The sequence below is a fragment of the Kitasatospora albolonga genome, from assembly GCF_039535905.1.
Lineage (GTDB): Bacteria > Actinomycetota > Actinomycetes > Streptomycetales > Streptomycetaceae > Kitasatospora > Kitasatospora albolonga.
On sequence record NZ_BAAAYB010000162.1, the window covers coordinates 1 to 16,436 of the forward strand.

Consider the following 16,436-nt stretch of genomic DNA (forward strand, 5'->3'; position numbering starts at 1 on the left):
CGTCGCTCAGTCGAAGCCGAGCTCGGTGAAGGCGCAGCCGCCGCGCTCGGCGGCGGTGAGGCCGGGCCCGGGGAGCACGGGGCGCCTGGCGACGTACTGCCGGAAGCCCGCCGCCCGGAACCTCAGATCGAAGGAGTGGCCCTGGAGGTGCCACTGCGGCCACTGCGCGCGGCCGTCCGGCGCCGGGAGCCGGTGCACCTCGTCCAGCTCCAGCTCCAGCCAGAGGTCCTTGAAGTCGAGACCGCCCTGGACGTCCCCAGACCTGTCCTCGAAGACCAGCGTGGCCGGGCCACCCAGAACGAGAAGGTCTTGGCCGGCCGCACCGGGTGGACCCAGCGGACGATGTGGTCGAGGTCCAGCAGCAGGCGCGGGGACACTCGTCCTGCTGGACCGTCAGCCCGTGGACGGTCCGCGTTGTGCCAGCCCATCGACTCGAAGTCCGCGTCGCTCCAGACGCTCTTCTCCAGACCCGACTCCGGATGGACCGCGGTGGTCACGACCGCACGGCCAGCAGGTAGCTGCGGTCGGTCTCGGCCTCGTGGGGGTACGGGCGCGGTCGAGGTGGGCGCGGAGGGTGAAGCGGCGGCGGTGAGGTCGGCGGTCACCGCGTCCCGGGTCGAGGAAGTGGAAGGTCACGTCCACCTGGTGGCCCCACCAGTCGGTCAGGTGGCGGGCCTCGCTGCCTCGGTGGAAGGCGAGCAGCAGCGGGGCGCCCGGGCGGAGGGTGCGGGCGACCTCGGTGAGGACCGCGCGGTGCTCGGCCGGGGGCAGGTGGATCAGCGAGTACAGGGCGACGGCGCCGCCGAACTCGCCGTCGACGGCCGGCAGGCCGCGCAGGTCGCCCTCGCGGAACTCGGCGGACGGGTGGTCCCGGCGGGCCAGCTCGACCATCGCCGGGGAGAGGTCGATGCCGACCGCCCGGGCGCCGTGGTCGGCCAGCCAGCCGGTGACGTGGCCGGGCCCGCAGCCCAGGTCGGCGACCGGGGCCCGCGGGTCCGTCAGCTGCTCCAGCAGGGCGGTCAGCAGGGCCCGGTCAAGCGGCTTGCCGGCCAGCTCGTCGCCGATGCGGTCGGCGTACTCCTGCGCGACCGTGTCGTAGCTGCGGCGGATCGGGTCCTGGTCCGGGCCCTGGCCCGCTTCCGCCGCTCCCCCCGTGGCGGTCATCAGGTGACCGCGATCAGCGTGACGAGGGTGACCAGTCCGACCACCGCCGGGGCGATGATCCACCAGCACCAACGGACCGTCACCTCGCCCGCCGCCTCCGGACGGGCGGCGTTGCGCTCGGCGATCTCCTGGAGGGTGATCACCACCTGGTCGGACCAGGCCTTGGTCGGGTCGACCTCGCCGGCGTTGCCGCTGCGCAGCGGGTTGGTGAGCGAGGCGGTCCGGGAGGCGCGCGGGTCGCCGCCGGCGGCGGCCCGGGCGGCGGCCCGGCCGGCCTTCTTGCGGGCCCGCAGCGAGACCGGGACGGCCCAGACCTGGTACTTCTTGCCGCCCGCGAACAGCTCGACCGAGTACCCGGCGCGCAGGCCCTCCACGGACGCCCAGGGGGCGTGCACCGTGCGGAAGGGGTTGCGCACCAGCAGCCGCCGGTCGTTGGCCAGCACGGCGGGGCGAAGCGTGTACGCGACCACCGGCAGGCAGAAGACCGGGGCGCAGGCCAGCGCGATCCAGGGGGTGCGGCCGCCGCCGTTGAGCGCGGCGTCGATGATCAGCCACCCGGCCACGGCCAGCAGCATGATCCCGGAGATCACGCCGGGGACGGAGCGGTAGACGCGGTCCGCGTACTGGGGCTCGGAGGCGGCTCTGCCCGGGTCGGGCTTGCCGTCGGATTCGGTCATGGGGCCGATTCTGCCCCATCCGCCCCGGCCGGTGTCCGCGCCACCGGACCGGCCTGGGCAGGGCGTGGTGCCAGTGCCGCGACCAGGTCACCCGCCGTCAGACGCTCCACCGGTTCGCCGGCCGCGTCGACCGGGCCCGGGTAGAGGCGGTAGAGCGCCCCGGAGAGCCCCTCCGGGGGCGGGAACGTCGCCGTCCACCAGGGTGGTGAACACCCGCCCGCTTCCCGGCGAGCACGTCGGCTGAGCGCGCCGACCTCGTCCCGGCGCTGGTACACGTGGTGGAAGCCAGCGTTGAGGTCAGTCCAGGTGAACCGGCAATCGGCCAGGTCCACGATCATCGGCACACAGCGAGGCACATGCGCCGCTCCTCCCGGATGGTGGTCACTGCCGGGGGTCAATCACCGGAAAGCCGGGGGCATAGGACGCCCGCGTCGCTGACAGTCACTCACCACCACTACCGGCACGGATGGCCAGCTCGGTCACCTGTCAGGAACGGCATTTTTCGAGGTGTCCAGCACCGACGGGTACGACGAAGGCCCGGACGCTGGTCCGGGCCGGGACCGGACTGCGGCAACAGTGCTCCGGTCATCCCTGTTCGCTGGTGCGCTGAGCAGTCGGCGGGGCGGGGAAGCCCTGTTCATCGTCGTCAGTGTCTTATCGGAGCTGACGATCCTTCAAGTGAGGCTGGGACAAAAAATACTCGGTGAATCTATGTGTCCTGCGCACTGACCGGCCGACCTGCACCGACGCGCTTCTCGTCGTACTCCGCTGCTCACGCCGAGTGCGTTGATTCACGGATAGGTCCGGGACGGAGTGAAGTAATGGCCTCGCGCTGTTTGCGTTGGGGATGCTGGCTCCCGAACATAGCTCTGGGCCCACCGGAGACCGGCAAGTCTCCCGGGCCTGTGCTGAGCAGTCGTCAACAACGAAGTGGGGACAGCATGTCCAGGGGCAGGGGAAGGCGCCGGGGCCGCAGCGTGCCAGTGGGCGCGGTCGTAGTGGTGACCGTGATCGTAGTGATCGTGACGGTCGCGGCATGGTGGCCGCCCGTGATGACCACGCAGGTGGGAGCGGGCGTCGTCACCGCCACAGCGGGCGCGATGACCACGTGGCTGGTCAACCATGCACTGCGGGTCAAGGTCCGCCTGTACTGGCGGCTGGGCCGATAGTGGCGGGCCGCAAGAAGTCGGAGCTGCCCGAGAACGGGGCAGCTCGGGAGCTCGCGGAGTACCTTCGCTCGCTGCGGGTGCGCCCGGACGGCACGGTACTGACGTATACGGAGATGGCTCAGCGACTCGGCGGGCAGCGGTACTGCTCTGCCGTGACGCTGTCTCGGGCGGACCGCGGGGACCGGGTGCCCCGGATCGAGACCGTGCGTGGATATGCCTGGGCTTGTGGGGTCAGCGGTGTCCACGCGACGCGGCTGCGGTCAGCGGCCGCACGGCGGAAGTTGATCCAGGATGGAGCGGCCCAGTACGGAGACGTCAGGAGGGGCATGCGGATCGCGCGGCGCCGAAACCCGGCGGTGGCCCCGCACCCGGACTACATGCAGACACCGTTGGACCTGTTGAACGGGTTGAAGGTGCACCGGCGGGAGTGTGGTGACCCTTCGCTGCGGCAGATGGAGAGGAACGCGCGAGAGACCGGGTTCCACCTACCCCGTAGCACCAGCTACCGGTTGCTGGCTGGGATGCCTCCTGACTGGAAGCAGGTTGAGGCGTTCCTCATCGCCTGCCGTCCTCGACGGGAGCCGGACCTGGCGGCCTGGCGACACGCGTGGCAACGCATCTTCTCCCGTCCCATTGCGGCGGATCAACGCGTGGAAACCGATTCGATGATCGAGTTGATGGCCAGAGCGATCAGGTTGAAGGGTCGGCATTCGCAGCTGACACGCCGTGACTTCGACGAGCTGTACCTCATGGTGCGCACCCTTGATCGGAGGGCCCTGCCGTCATACCTGAACAACTGGGCAATCAGGGTATCGAGGACAGCACCTGTGAGTGTCAGGGCGTCAGAGGTGGGGCTCCAAAGGATCCCCCCGGAGTCGGAACGGCCGAAGGTTGATCTGCGGTCCGAACCCAAGACGTTGGAGCAAGGGCACGCGCTACTGGCAGATGCTCTACGCCAGTTGGTCGCCAAGGTGGAGGCCGGCTCCGGAGACCTGGGCGGCGCTCCGGGCGTCGGGTACTGGCCGTACCAGGCAGGTTGAGGCCGGGTCAGGGCGCCCGGCCCACCGAGGTGGCGTCGCTCGCGGTCCGCGCCGAATTCCGTGCTCGGCCGGAGGCGTCGACCTCCAGCAGGTTCGTGACGGTCTCACCGTCCTCGTCGGTCGTGCAGGACCAGGAAGCCGGGCTTCGGCGGGGTGTTGGCCACCGGCCCACCGTGCCGTCCGGTCAGTCAGTGCGACGGCGGAGGGTGGCCGCTCCGAGGGTGAGGGCCAGCAGGGTGCAGCCGGCGATCACGGCCAGGTCGGTGAGGAGTGCGCCGCTGGTGCCGGCGGTGGTGGTGAGGCGGTTCATGGCGTCCACGGCATAGGAGAGCGGGAGGACGTCGGAGGCCCAGCGGAGCGGGGCGGCCATCGCGTCACGGGGCACGAAGAGGCCGCAGAGCAGGAGTTGGGGGAGGATCACCGCCGGGAGGAACTGCACGGCCTGGAACTCGGTGCGGGCGAAGGCCGAGACCAGCAGGCCGAGCGCCATGCCGAGCAGGCCGTCGCCGAGGGCGACCGCGAAGAGCAGCCAGGTGGGGCCCTGGACGTCGAGGCCGAGCAGGCCGAGGGTGAGGCCGGCCGCGAGGGCGGCCTGGACCAGGGCGACCAGGCCGAAGGCGAGGGCGTAGCCGAGGAGGAGATCGAGCTTGCCGAGCGGCATGGCGAGCAGGCGCTCCAGGGTGCCGGAGGTCCGCTCGCGCAGCATCGCGACCGAGGTGACCAGGAACATCACCAGCAACGGGAAGATCCCGAGCAGGGCGGCACCGACCCGGTCGAACTGCTGCGGCTGGTCGTCGAACATGTAGCGCAGCAGGGTGAGCAGCAGGCAGGGCACCACCAGCAGCATCGCCAAGGTCCGGGGATCGTGCCGGAGTTGGGCGAGGACGCGGCGGGCGGTGGCCAAGGTCCGGGCGGTGTTCACGAGGTGCTCCCCACCAGGGTCAGGAAGGCGGCGTCGACGTCGGCGGCACCGGTGCGGCGGAGCAGTCCGTCGGGGGTGTCGGAGGCGAGCAGGCGGCCCTCGCGCATCAGCAGCAGCCGGTCGCAGCGGACCGCCTCGTCCATCACGTGGCTGGAGACGAGGAGGGTGGCGCCGCCGTCGGCCAGGCCGCGGAACAGCTGCCAGAGATCCTGACGGAGCACCGGGTCCAGCCCGACGGTGGGCTCGTCCAGGACCAGGAGTTCGGGGCTGCCGAGCAGCGCCGTGGCGAGCGAGACCCGGGCCCGCTGACCGCCGGAGAGGTGCGCGGTACGGGCGTCGCCGTGCCCGGTGAGGCCTACGGCCTCGATCACCCGGGCCGGGTCGGCGGGCGGGGCGCCGAGCACGGCGGCGAAGTAGCGGAGGTTCTCGGCCACGGTGAGGTCGTCGTAGACGGCCGGAGCCTGGGTGACGTAGCCGATCCGGTGGCGCAGCTCGGCCGCCCCGGCCTCCCGGCCGAGCACCTCGACCTGGCCACCGGCGGTCTTCTGCACCCCGACGATCGAACGCAGCAGGGTGGTCTTGCCACAGCCGCTGGGGCCGAGCAGGCCGGTGATGCTCCCGGCCGGGACGTCCAGGTCCAGGCCGTGCAGCACGGTGTGCCCGCCTCGGACGACGGTCAGTCCGGCGACCCGGACCGCTGAATTCATCATGTGATGAGTTTTGCGCCGCGGACGGGTGCCGTCAAGGAGCGCGGCGGGCTTTCGGTGGCGGCGGACCTTGTGGCGGCGGGCCGTCAGTACAGGACGGCGCAGCCGCGGCGGGTGAGCTCGGCCAGGGCGGCCGGGGAGGGGCGGGCCGCGTTCCAGCGCAGGTCGAGCTTCTCCAGGGCGGGGAGTTCGGCGACCCAGTCGGGAAGGGTGACCAGCTGGTTGGAGCGCAGGTCGAGGTGGCGCAGCCGGGGCAGGGCGGCGAGCGGCTCCGGGACGGCGGTCAGCCGGTTGTCCCGCAGGTCGAGGTGCCGGAGGTCGGCCAACGCGGCGGTGGAGGACGGGAGTTCCGTGATGGCATTGCCGCGCAGGTGGAGTTCGCGGAGGGCGCGGAGCCGGCCGAGGGCGGCGGGGAGGGCGGTCAGGCGGTTGTGCTCGGCGCGGAGTTCGCGGAGCGAGGTGAGGCCGGCGAGGGCGTCCGGGAGGTGGGAGAGGCGGTTCTCGCCGATGTTGAGGTAGCGCAGCGCGGCGAGGCGGCCGAGGGCATCGGGGAGGGCGGTGAGGTGATTGTCGTGCAGGTAGAGGAAGTCCGAGAGATCCGTCAACTCGCCCAGCTCGGGCGGGACTTCGGCGAGGCGGTTGTGGCCGAGGTCGAGGGTGCGGAGCCGCCGGAGGGCGGCGACGGCGGGCGACAGCTCGGTGAGGTCGTTGTCGGCGAGGATCAGGACGCGCAGCTCGGTGCGGCGCCAGACCTCCTCGGGGACGTGGCCCAGGCGCTGCTTCCAGAGGTCGAGGGTCGGCTCGTCCGCCCCGGTCACGGCGTCACCAGGTAGTTCTGGAAGGTGCGGGCGATCAGCGGGTGCAGCTCGTCGCGGGTGGCGGAGGCGAGCGGCTCGACCTTCACCACGTAGCGGGCCATCGCCAGTCCGACGATCTGGGAGAACATCAACTCGGCGCGCAGCTCCGGCTGTTCGACCTCCAGACGGGAGGCGATCCGGTCGATCAGCTCGGCCGCGACGAAGCCCCGCATCAGCGCCGCCACCTGCTCGGTGGTGGCCGCCGCCCGGATCAGCGCCAGCAGACGGTCCAGCACGCCGGGCTGCTCCCAGAGCGCCAGCAGGAAATCGGCCACCCGGCCACCGACGCCGGCCTGGTCGCCGGCCAGCGCCCGCTCCACCACGGCCCGCGGGTCGACGGGCAACTCCAGGGCTGCGAGGAAGAGTTGGTCCTTGGTGCCGAAGTAGTGGTGCAGCAGCGCCGCATCCACCCCGGCGGCCCGGGCGATCGCCCGCATGCTCGCCTTCTCGTACCCGCGCGCGGCGAACTCGGCCCGCGCCGACTCCAACACCGTCCGCCGGGTGTCGGCCCCACCGGGCCGCCGCCCGGTCCGCTTCGGCCGCTCCGTTTCGTCTCCCGAGGTCACCGGGCCACCCTACGTCGCAGGCCTGCGGCACGGACGGAAGGACGGGACGGAAGGGCGGGATGGAAGGACGGCGCTGATCGGCACGGGCCGGGGGCGCGGGGGACTGCGCGAGGCGGAGGCAAGAGACCCGTGTGCCGGGCACGGAGCCCTGCGGGCAGGTGAGCATCCGCACCCGGCACGCGGGTCAGCGCCCTCCGCCTCGCGCAGTCCCCCGCACCCCTGGCGGTGCGGACAGCCCGTCGGCGGGCCCCGCAGGACGCCCGACGGGGGCCGCAGGGGCAGGCCCGGGCAGGCACGCGGGCAGCATCGACGGGGCTCGCGGGGCAGGTGGGGGCACTGGGACGGGGCGGGAGCGCCCCCGGCGCGGGAGATATCGGTCGTGCATCGAACGTGGCTGGGTCTGGCGCGTTGCTACGCGCGTAGATATGCTGGGCTGGTGACCATGTCCACTGTTGCAGCCAATGCCCCCGGCGCTGCGGGCGGCGGCCTTCAGGACGTTGCGGCGTCCGAGGCCTCGCTCCGCCGTTTCCTGCACGGCCTGCCCGGCGTCGACGCCGTCGGCCTGGAAGCCCGCGCCGCCACCCTCGGCACCCGTTCGATCAAGACCACGGCGAAGGCGTACGCCATCGACCTGGCGATCTCGATGATCGACCTGACCACGCTGGAAGGCGCGGACACGGTCGGCAAGGTGCGCGCCCTGTGCACCAAGGGCCGGAACCCCGACCCGAGCGACCCGACCGCCCCCCGGGTCGCCGCGATCTGCGTCTACCCGGACATGGTCGCCACCGCGAAGGCCGCCCTGGCCGGTACCGACATCCAGGTGGCCTCGGTGGCCACCGCCTTCCCGGCCGGCCGCGCCGCGCTGCCGGTGAAGCTGGCCGACACCGCCGACGCGGTGGCCGCCGGCGCCGACGAGATCGACATGGTGATCGACCGGGGGGCCTTCCTCTCCGGCCGCTACATGGACGTCTTCCAGGAGATCGTCGCGGTCAAGGAGGCGTGCAAGCGCCCCGACGGCACCGCCGCCCACCTCAAGGTGATCTTCGAGACCGGCGAGCTGCAGACGTACGACAACGTCCGCCGCGCCTCCTGGCTGGCCATGCTGGCCGGGGCCGACTTCATCAAGACCTCCACCGGCAAGGTGACGGTCAACGCCACTCCCCCGGTCACCCTGCTGATGCTGGAGGCCGTCCGGGACTTCAAGCAGGCGACCGGCATCCAGGTCGGCGTGAAGCCCGCCGGTGGCATCAAGACCACCAAGGACGCCATGAAGTACCTGGTCATGGTGAACGAGACGCTGGGCGACGACTGGCTGACCCCGCACTGGTTCCGCTTCGGCGCCTCCAGCCTGCTCAACGACCTGCTGATGCAGCGTCAGAAGCTGACCACCGGCCGGTACTCCGGTCCCGACTACGTGACGGTGGACTGATCCTCGTGGCCAAGAACAAGAACACCCCCCAGCCGCAGCAGGCCGAGGCCCCCAAGGGCGGCCTGTTCACGTACGCCCCGGCGCCCGAGTCCCCGGCCGCCGCCGGTGACATCGCCACCTCCTACGGGCACTTCATCGACGGCGCCTTCGTCGACTCCTCCGGCAGCGAGGCGCTGAAGACCGTCAACCCGGCCACCGAGCAGGTGCTGGCCGAGTTCGCCCAGGGCACCGACGAGGACGTGGACCGCGCCGTCGCCGCCGCCCGCCGGGCCTTCGCCGACTGGTCGGCGCTGCCGGGCAGCGAGCGGGCCAAGTACCTCTTCCGGATCGCCCGGATCGTCCAGGAGCGCTCGCGCGAGCTGGCGGTGCTGGAGTCGATCGACAACGGCAAGCCGATCCGGGAGACCCGGGACGTCGACCTGCCGCTGGTCGCCGCGCACTTCTTCTACTACGCGGGCTGGGCCGACAAGCTCGACTACGCCGGCTACGGGCCGAACCCGAAGCCGCTCGGCGTGGCCGGCCAGGTCATCCCGTGGAACTTCCCGCTGCTGATGCTGGCCTGGAAGATCGCCCCCGCGCTGGCCACCGGCAACACGGTCGTGCTCAAGCCGGCCCAGACCACCCCGCTGACCGCGCTGCGGTTCGCCGAGATCTGCCGCCAGGCCGGTCTGCCCAAGGGCGTGGTCAACATCGTCACCGGCGACGGCCGCACCGGCGCCGCGCTGACCTCCCACCCGGACGTCAACAAGGTGGCCTTCACCGGCTCCACCCCCGTCGGCCGGGCGATCGCCAAGCAGGTCGCGGGCACCCGCAAGAAGCTCTCGCTGGAGCTCGGCGGCAAGGCCGCCAACATCGTCTTCGACGACGCGCCGATCGACCAGGCGGTCGAGGGCATCGTCAACGGCATCTTCTTCAACCAGGGCCACGTCTGCTGCGCGGGCTCGCGCCTGCTGGTCCAGGAGTCGATCCAGGACGAGCTGCTGGACGCCCTCAAGCGCCGGATGGCCACCCTGCGGGTCGGCGACCCGCTGGACAAGAACACCGACATCGGCGCCATCAACTCGGCCGCCCAGCTGGCCCGGATCACCGAGCTCTCGGAGATCGGCGAGCTGGAGGGCGCCGAGCGCTGGGCCCCGGAGTGCGAACTCCCGGGCGCCGGTTACTGGTTCCGCCCGACGCTGTTCACCGGCGTCACCCAGGCGCACCGGATCGCCCGCGAGGAGGTCTTCGGCCCGGTGCTCTCGGTGCTGACCTTCCGCACCCCGACCGAGGCGGTCGAGAAGGCCAACAACACCCCGTACGGCCTCTCGGCCGGCATCTGGACCGAGAAGGGCTCGCGCATCCTCTGGATGGCGAACCAGCTCAAGGCCGGTGTGGTCTGGGCCAACACCTTCAACAAGTTCGACCCGACCTCGCCGTTCGGCGGCTACAAGGAGTCGGGCTACGGCCGCGAGGGCGGCCGCCACGGCCTGGAGGCGTACCTCGATGTCTGAGACCACCCTGAGCGTCTTCAAGACCTACAAGCTGTACGTCGGCGGGAAGTTCCCGCGCTCCGAGAGCGGGCGGGTGTACGAGGTGACCGACTCCAAGGGCCAGTGGCTCGCCAACGCCCCGCTCGGCACCCGCAAGGACACCCGTGACGCGGTGCAGGCCGCGCGCGGCGCCGTGAAGGGCTGGGCCGGCACCACCGCGTACAACCGCGGCCAGGTGCTGTACCGGATCGCCGAGATGCTCCAGGGGCGCCGCGAGCAGTTCGCCGCCGAGGTGGCCGCCGCCGAGGGCATCGGTACCAAGAAGGCCGCCGCGCTGGTGGACGCCGCGATCGACCGCTGGGTCTGGTACGCGGGCTGGACCGACAAGATCGCCCAGATCGCGGGCAACACCAACCCGGTGGCCGGGCCGTTCTTCAACATCTCCACCCCGGAGCCCTCCGGCGTCATCGGCGTGGTCGCCCCGCAGTCCGGGACGGGCTTCTCCTTCCTCGGCCTGGTCTCGGTGATCGCCCCGGCGATCGCGGCGGGCAACACCGTGGTGGTCGCGGCCGCCGCCGAGGCCCCGCTGCCCGCGCTCTCGCTGGGCGAGGTGCTCGCCACCTCGGACCTGCCGGGCGGCGTGGTCAACGTCATCTCGGGCCGGACCGCCGACATCGCGCCGACGCTGGCCTCGCACCAGGACGTCAACGGGCTGGACCTGGCCGGGGCGATCGCCTCGGACGGGCCCGGCGCGGCGACCGAGCTGGAGGTGCTGGCCGCGGATACCCTGAAGCGAGTGCTCCGCCCGGAGCTCGGCGAGACCGACTTGGCCTGGACCAATGCGCCCGGAACCGAGCGGCTACTCTCCTTCCTGGAGACCAAGACGGTCTGGCACCCGATGGGTATCTGACCTTCCGTCAGGGACAACTCCACACAGACTGGCCCGTCCCCCGTGCCCTCACCCCCCCCAGGGCCCGGACGGGCCACGGACGGGCCCGCGCATCTCCCCCCCTTGCGCGGGCCCGTCGCCCTTTCCCGGCGGCGGGGCCCGGCGCCCCCGGCGCTCCCCCTGCGGGCGTACACGGCGCTCCGGGCCCCTAGGGGGCGGACCCTCCGAGAGGTGGTACACCCCGACTGACCTGCGTCGATAGGGTCGGGACAGGAGAACGATCTTGGGGGGAACGACGTGTGGGAGATCCTCGGCGAGCTCGCCGTCCTGCTGGGGGACGGGCCGCTGCGCGCACTGCGGGCGCGGCGGGCGATGCGCCGGCTGCGGGCCGGGAAGCAGACCAGGCTGCCCTGCGCGGTGCGCTCCGGACGCCCGGGCTGGCCGGCCGAGTACACCAACGGGAGCCTGCTGTTCACCCCCGGGCGGGCGGAGGCGGCGTTCGGGTCCCGGGCGTACCCGTACCTGGAGTTCCCGGTGGGCGGGGAGCTGCTGGACCCGGAGCCGGGGGTCTGGCACGACGAGGACTGGGCGGCCAAGCGGTACGAGCCCGCCGACGGCGGCCCGGTGTACGTCCAGGTGCACAGCCGGTACCTGCCCGCGCTCGGTGTGGCGCTCGTCTCGCCCCCGTCGAAGAACTGACGTCCCGTCGGTTTCGGGATCGCCCGGGAGTGCGTCAGACTGGTGTCTCGTGAGTGACTCCCCCATGAACCCCGCCCCGACGGCGCGTGCGCTGGTCGTCCTGCTGTCCGGGCCCTCCGGATCGGGCAAGTCCTCGCTGGCCGAGCGGACCGGACTGCCGGTTCTCCAGCTCGACGACTTCTACAAGGACGGCGACGACCCGACGCTGCCCCGTCTCCCGGCCGAGGCCGGCGGCGGGACCGACTGGGACTCGCCGCTCTCCTGGCACCTGGACCAGGCCCTGGAGGCGGTCCGCCGGCTGGCGGAGACCGGGCGGGCCGAGGTCCCGGTGTACTCGATCCCGGCCAACGGACGGGCCGGCAGCCGGGAGTTGGACCTGAACGGGGCCCCGGCCTTCATCGCCGAGGGGATATTCGCGGCCGAGCTGGCGAACCTCTGCGCGGACCAGGGCCTGCTCGGCGAGGCGATCTGCCTGCGCAACCGCCCGGCCACCACCGCCTGGCGGCGCTTCCGCCGCGACGTCCGCGAGGGCCGCAAGTCCGTGCCGCTGCTGATCCGGCGCGGCTGGCGCCTGATGCGCGCCGAGCGCGGCATCGTCGCCCGCCAGGTCGAGCTCGGCGCCCTGGCCTGCGCCGGCCCGGAGGCCGAGCAGCGCGTCCGCGCGGTGGTCGCCCGCAGCCTGACTCCCGCGACGGTCTGACGGCGGATCCGAAGCCCTGGCCGCCCGGCCACACGAACCTCCCGACACCCGGGCGGCCGTACCGGCACCGGGCCGAGCCCTGGCAGCCGCCTGCCGACCTGCACCCGCCACGGCCCGACGGCACGCCCGTGGGCCCCGAACATCCGAGAAGGCCGGACCCTCGGCGGGCCGCACGACGAAGGCCGCCCGCAGCCCGGCTCCTGCCACCGTCCGACGTCCGAGGTTCGAACCCCGCGCCGCCGGAGCGGGCTGCTCGGCACCGGGCCGAGCGGTGGCGCTCCGTCAGCTCCGCCCCGCTCGGGACGACGCGGTACGCGTGCATGCAGAAGGGCCCGGTGCCGCTCCCCGGCACCGGGCCCTTCCGTTACGGCCACGTTCCTTCCGGCCACCGCTCCCCCGAGTCGGCTACCGGTTCCCTGACGTGACCTTTCCCGTCCCCCGACGGGAGTCTCGTTGCGGCGTCACGCCACCAGCTCGCCGAAGGCGTGCACGGTGTCGCCGTTGCGGTTGAGCTGCTCGTCGTCGCGCAGGCGGCGCAGCGCGCGCCAGATGCTGCTCTTGACGGTGCCGACGCTGATGCCGAGGATGCCGGCGATCTCCGGGTCGGTGCGGCCCTCGTAGTAGCGGAGCACCAGCATGGTGCGCTGGTTCTCCGGCAGCTTCGCCAGCGCCTGCCAGAGCACGGCGCGCAGCTCGGTGCCGCCCATCGCGTCGGTGTCGCCGGCGGTCTCCGGCAGCTCCTCGGTGGGGTACTCGGCGACCTTGCGGCGGCGCCAGGCGGAGATGTGCAGGTTGGTCATGGTGCGGCGCAGGTACCCGCCGACCGCGGCCTTGTCGGTGATCCGGTCCCAGGCGCGGTAGGTGGAGAACAGCGCGCTCTGCAGCAGGTCCTCGGCCTCGTACCGGTCGCCGGTCAGGTGGTACGCGGTGGCGAACAGCGAGGCCCGGCGGGCCTGCACGTAGGCGGTGAACTCGGCGATGTTGTCGCCGGGTTCGGCCTTCGCCGGCTCGAACGCGGCGGCCGGGGCCGCCGGCTCCTCGGCCGGCCGGGCGGGCGCCACGGGCTGCGGCGCGAGCCGCAGCAGCGTGGCACCGGCGCTCTCGCGACCCTGTCCGCCGACGACGGGGAGCACCCCGCGCAGCGTCAGGGTCTGCGCGGACTCGGTCGCACTCCCCATGCGACCGATTCCGTACAGCTCCCCCCTCGTCCCGCCGAGGCGGCGGGACCCGGTGCTGTGTGCGCACCCCCGTACGATCACGGCACCGGAGTTCTCGTCCGTCCTCACCTCGAAGTGCGTGCGGGACGAACGCGCGTGGTTGACTGCCGCGTTGCTGCGGGTCTTGAGCGTGGCGTTCATCGTGCACCCCCGTGGGTCGGTACGGTTCCTGCCGCCCGGGAACTGCGGCGACATGGAAAATCCTGCCGTCCCGTTGTGATGGGGGTGTCCGCCGACTGTCACAGGGCTGTCACAGCCACCGGGACCTTCGGCCCGTCGGAGGGGGACGCCAGAAGCGGAGGTTCCGGTTGCAGAGGAGTTGCACGACCTCCCCTGGTGGGTGAAGCCCGGCGCCCCGTGGTCCAGAATGAGCCCGTGCCTTTCCTCCTTCTGATCGAGGACGACGACGCCATCCGGACCGGCCTCGAACTCGCCCTCACCCGCCAGGGTCACCGCGTGGCCGCCGCCGCCTCGGGCGAGGACGGCCTCAAGCTGTTCAAGGAGCAGCGTCCGGACCTGATCGTGCTCGACGTCATGCTCCCCGGGATCGACGGCTTCGAGGTCTGCCGCCGGATCCGGCGCACCGACCAGCTGCCGATCATCCTGCTCACCGCGCGCTCCGACGACATCGACGTGGTGGTCGGCCTGGAGTCGGGCGCGGACGACTACGTGGTCAAGCCGGTGCAGCCCCGGGTGCTGGACGCCCGGATCAGGGCGGTGCTGCGCCGGGGCGAGCGCGAGAGCTCGGACTCCTCCACCTACGGCAGCGTGGTCATCGACCGCTCCGCGATGACCGTCACCAAGGACGGCGCGGACCTCCAACTGACGCCCACCGAGCTGCGCTTGCTGCTGGAGCTGAGCCGTCGGCCGGGCCAGGCGCTGTCCCGCCAGCAGCTGCTGCGGCTGGTCTGGGAGCACGACTACCTGGGCGACTCCCGGCTGGTGGACGCCTGCGTGCAGCGGCTGCGGGCCAAGGTGGAGGACGTCCCGTCCGCCCCGACCCTGATCCGCACCGTCCGCGGGGTGGGCTACCGGCTCGACCCGCCGTCCCAACCCTGACGGCCGCTCAGCACCCGCCCCTCCCCCTGACCGGACCGGAACCGACCGGAGACCAGCCGACGTGACCGACCCCCAGACCGCGCCCCGCCGCCCGGGGCGCAGCCTCCACCTGCGCTCGCTCCGGGTGCGGCTGGTCGCGGTGTTCGCCGTGGTGGCGCTGACCACCGCCTGCTCGGCCTCCGGCATCGCCTACTGGCTGAACCGCGACGGCGTGCTCAAGCGCGCCCAGAACACCGCGCTCAACGACTTCCGGGGATCGGTCTCGCGGAACGTCGGCTCCGTCTCCGGCAGTCCGGCCTGTGCCGAACTCACCTACCTCGCCCAGCAGGTGGCCGCCTCGGGGCTCAACTACGACGTGGTGGTGGTCGATCCGAAGGTGACCGGCTGCGTCGCCTCCTCCAACCCGACCCGGTTCACCGAGGCGCAGGTGCCGGCCTCACTGCGGTCGATCGTCGACACGCCGCGCCAGGTCAGCGCCGCCCAGCCGTACGAGTACCACCTGTACTGGCAGCGGTTGAACCTGGACGGCCCGTACCTGGTCGGCGGCAGCCGGGTGGTGAACACCGATCTGACCGCCTACATGTTCAAGTCGCTGGCCAACGAGCGGACCGACCTCAACACCCTGGGCTGGTCGCTGGCGATCGCCACCCTGCTGGCGCTGATCGGCTCGGCCCTGATCGCCCAGGCGGCCGCCGCCACCGTGCTGCGGCCGGTGCGCCACCTCGGCGAGGCCGCCCGCCGGCTCGGCGAGGGCCACCTGGACACCCGCCTGGAGATCGAGGGGGCGGACGAACTCTCGGACCTGGCGCGGACGTTCAACAGCACCGCCGAGGCGCTCTCCGAGCAGGTCGCCGAGCTCAGCGCCCGGGAGGCGCAGAGCCGCCGGTTCGTCGCCGACATGTCGCACGAGCTGCGCACCCCGCTCACCGCGATGACCGCCGTCACGGACATCCTGGAGGACGAGGCCGAGTCGCTGGACCCGATGATCGAGCCCGCCGTCCGGCTGGTGGTCAGCGAGACCAGGCGCCTGTCCGACCTGGTGGAGAACCTGATGGAGGTGACCCGCTTCGACGCGGGCACCGCCAAGCTGGTCGCCGACGAGGTGGACGTGGCGGACCTGATCATGTCCTGCATCGACGGCCGCGCCTGGTACGACGCGGTGGAGGTGGACGCGCCGCGCGGCATCCTCGCGGTGGTGGACCCCCGGCGCCTGGACGTGGTCTTCGCCAACCTGATCGGCAACGCCCTCAAGCACGGCGGCTCGCCGGTGCGGGTGAAGGTCCGCCAGGACGGCGAGAAGGTGGTCATCGACGTCTCCGACAGCGGCCCGGGCATCCCGGAGGACGTGCTGCCGCACGTCTTCGACCGCTTCTACAAGGCCGACAAGGGCCGCGCCCGGTCCGAGGGCAGCGGTCTGGGGCTGTCCATCGCGATGGCCAACGCGCAGATCCACGGCGGCACCATCACCGCCGCCAACTCCCCCGACGGCGGCGCCGTCTTCACCCTCACCCTGCCGATCCGCCCCGAGGAGGCCACCCAGTGACCCCCCGTCAGCTCCTGGCGGGCGCCCTCCTCGCCCTCGCCCTGACCGGCTGCGGCATCCGTCCCACCGCCGTCCCGGTCGACGCGGGCGCCCCGGCCGTCCGCACCGCCTGCCCGAGCCCGGTGCACATCCCGGAGGCCCCCGCCCCGAGGCCCTCCGTCTCCTCCGCCGGCTCCGGGTCCGACTCGGGCTCCGCTTCCGGCTCCGGGGCGGCCAAGGCACCGGCGGTCTCGCCGACACCGGCCCCGCTGTTCAGCGTCAGCCAGACGCCGGCCCCGACGCCCACGCCCACACCGACCGCGAATCCCTCGCGCTGCCCGTAACGG

18 protein-coding genes are annotated in these 16,436 nt (G+C 72.5%); 9 read left to right on the forward strand and 9 right to left on the reverse strand.

Annotation, left to right across the window (positions count from 1 at the left end):
- Nucleotides 1-6 precede the first annotated feature (6 nt).
- The 4 genes from ABD946_RS42160 to ABD946_RS42175 all read right to left on the reverse strand — a co-directional run bounded on the left by ABD946_RS42160 (nucleotide 7) and on the right by ABD946_RS42175 (nucleotide 2,197).
- The gene (locus ABD946_RS42160) at nucleotides 7-198 is read right to left on the reverse strand and encodes a hypothetical protein (protein WP_345291032.1); all 192 of its coding nucleotides are present in this window, start codon (nucleotides 196-198) and stop codon (nucleotides 7-9) included.
- Between the two features lie 195 nt (nucleotides 199-393).
- Nucleotides 394-1,164, reverse strand: coding sequence for a class I SAM-dependent methyltransferase (locus ABD946_RS42165; RefSeq protein ID WP_345291033.1), 771 nt, complete (start codon nucleotides 1,162-1,164; stop codon nucleotides 394-396).
- Complete coding sequence (locus ABD946_RS42170) at nucleotides 1,164-1,841, reverse strand: PH domain-containing protein (protein ID WP_345291034.1); 678 nt, start codon at nucleotides 1,839-1,841, stop codon at nucleotides 1,164-1,166. The genes ABD946_RS42165 and ABD946_RS42170 overlap by 1 nt, the downstream gene beginning before the upstream one ends.
- The gene (locus ABD946_RS42175) at nucleotides 1,838-2,197 is read right to left on the reverse strand and encodes a hypothetical protein (RefSeq protein ID WP_345291035.1); all 360 of its coding nucleotides are present in this window, start codon (nucleotides 2,195-2,197) and stop codon (nucleotides 1,838-1,840) included. The genes ABD946_RS42170 and ABD946_RS42175 overlap by 4 nt, the downstream gene beginning before the upstream one ends.
- 1,139 nt (nucleotides 2,198-3,336) lie before the next feature.
- Between ABD946_RS42175 and ABD946_RS42180 the strand changes: the two genes are divergently transcribed.
- Nucleotides 3,337-4,050 carry a hypothetical protein gene (locus ABD946_RS42180; RefSeq protein ID WP_345291036.1) on the forward strand — a complete coding sequence of 238 codons (714 nt, stop codon included), beginning with the start codon at nucleotides 3,337-3,339 and terminating at the stop codon, nucleotides 4,048-4,050.
- 184 nt (nucleotides 4,051-4,234) lie between these two features.
- Here ABD946_RS42180 and ABD946_RS42185 read toward each other — a convergent pair whose 3' ends face one another.
- The 4 genes from ABD946_RS42185 to ABD946_RS42200 all read right to left on the reverse strand — a co-directional run bounded on the left by ABD946_RS42185 (nucleotide 4,235) and on the right by ABD946_RS42200 (nucleotide 7,102).
- Complete coding sequence (locus ABD946_RS42185; RefSeq protein ID WP_345291037.1) at nucleotides 4,235-4,972, reverse strand: ABC transporter permease; 738 nt, start codon at nucleotides 4,970-4,972, stop codon at nucleotides 4,235-4,237.
- On the reverse strand, nucleotides 4,969-5,682 hold the full coding sequence (locus tag ABD946_RS42190) for an ABC transporter ATP-binding protein (RefSeq protein WP_345291038.1): 714 nt from the start codon (nucleotides 5,680-5,682) through the stop codon (nucleotides 4,969-4,971). Before ABD946_RS42190 ends, ABD946_RS42185 begins: the two co-directional genes overlap by 4 nt.
- An 83-nt stretch (nucleotides 5,683-5,765) precedes the next feature.
- The gene (locus ABD946_RS42195) at nucleotides 5,766-6,497 is read right to left on the reverse strand and encodes a leucine-rich repeat domain-containing protein (protein ID WP_345291039.1); all 732 of its coding nucleotides are present in this window, start codon (nucleotides 6,495-6,497) and stop codon (nucleotides 5,766-5,768) included.
- On the reverse strand, nucleotides 6,494-7,102 hold the full coding sequence (locus ABD946_RS42200) for a TetR/AcrR family transcriptional regulator (protein ID WP_345291040.1): 609 nt from the start codon (nucleotides 7,100-7,102) through the stop codon (nucleotides 6,494-6,496). Before ABD946_RS42200 ends, ABD946_RS42195 begins: the two co-directional genes overlap by 4 nt.
- Before the next feature lie 442 nt (nucleotides 7,103-7,544).
- Here ABD946_RS42200 and deoC point away from each other — a divergent pair, with 442 nt between their 5' ends.
- The 5 genes from deoC (at nucleotide 7,545) to ABD946_RS42225 (ending at nucleotide 12,291) form a co-directional block, all read left to right on the forward strand.
- Nucleotides 7,545-8,531: a deoxyribose-phosphate aldolase gene (gene deoC / locus ABD946_RS42205; protein WP_345291041.1), complete on the forward strand. Its 987-nt coding sequence runs from the start codon at nucleotides 7,545-7,547 to the stop codon at nucleotides 8,529-8,531.
- 5 nt (nucleotides 8,532-8,536) lie between these two features.
- Nucleotides 8,537-10,024 carry an aldehyde dehydrogenase family protein gene (locus ABD946_RS42210; protein WP_345291042.1) on the forward strand — a complete coding sequence of 496 codons (1,488 nt, stop codon included), beginning with the start codon at nucleotides 8,537-8,539 and terminating at the stop codon, nucleotides 10,022-10,024.
- On the forward strand, nucleotides 10,017-10,913 hold the full coding sequence (locus ABD946_RS42215) for an aldehyde dehydrogenase family protein (protein WP_345291043.1): 897 nt from the start codon (nucleotides 10,017-10,019) through the stop codon (nucleotides 10,911-10,913). Before ABD946_RS42210 ends, ABD946_RS42215 begins: the two co-directional genes overlap by 8 nt.
- 276 nt (nucleotides 10,914-11,189) lie before the next feature.
- Complete coding sequence (locus ABD946_RS42220; protein ID WP_345291044.1) at nucleotides 11,190-11,591, forward strand: hypothetical protein; 402 nt, start codon at nucleotides 11,190-11,192, stop codon at nucleotides 11,589-11,591.
- Nucleotides 11,592-11,655: 64 nt separating this feature from the next.
- Nucleotides 11,656-12,291 carry an ATP-binding protein gene (locus ABD946_RS42225; RefSeq protein WP_345291062.1) on the forward strand — a complete coding sequence of 212 codons (636 nt, stop codon included), beginning with the start codon at nucleotides 11,656-11,658 and terminating at the stop codon, nucleotides 12,289-12,291.
- A gap of 461 nt (nucleotides 12,292-12,752) precedes the next feature.
- Here ABD946_RS42225 and ABD946_RS42230 read toward each other — a convergent pair whose 3' ends face one another.
- The gene (locus ABD946_RS42230; RefSeq protein WP_345291045.1) at nucleotides 12,753-13,649 is read right to left on the reverse strand and encodes a SigE family RNA polymerase sigma factor; all 897 of its coding nucleotides are present in this window, start codon (nucleotides 13,647-13,649) and stop codon (nucleotides 12,753-12,755) included.
- A gap of 234 nt (nucleotides 13,650-13,883) precedes the next feature.
- Here ABD946_RS42230 and ABD946_RS42235 point away from each other — a divergent pair, with 234 nt between their 5' ends.
- The 3 genes from ABD946_RS42235 (at nucleotide 13,884) to ABD946_RS42245 (ending at nucleotide 16,433) form a co-directional block, all read left to right on the forward strand.
- Nucleotides 13,884-14,567 (forward strand): response regulator, encoded by a 684-nt coding sequence (locus ABD946_RS42235; protein ID WP_345291046.1) that lies wholly within the window; start codon nucleotides 13,884-13,886, stop codon nucleotides 14,565-14,567.
- A 61-nt stretch (nucleotides 14,568-14,628) separates the two neighbouring features.
- Nucleotides 14,629-16,110, forward strand: coding sequence for an ATP-binding protein (locus ABD946_RS42240; RefSeq protein ID WP_345291047.1), 1,482 nt, complete (start codon nucleotides 14,629-14,631; stop codon nucleotides 16,108-16,110).
- Nucleotides 16,107-16,433, forward strand: coding sequence for a hypothetical protein (locus ABD946_RS42245; RefSeq protein WP_345291048.1), 327 nt, complete (start codon nucleotides 16,107-16,109; stop codon nucleotides 16,431-16,433). The genes ABD946_RS42240 and ABD946_RS42245 overlap by 4 nt, the downstream gene beginning before the upstream one ends.
- Nucleotides 16,434-16,436: the final 3 nt, after the last annotated feature.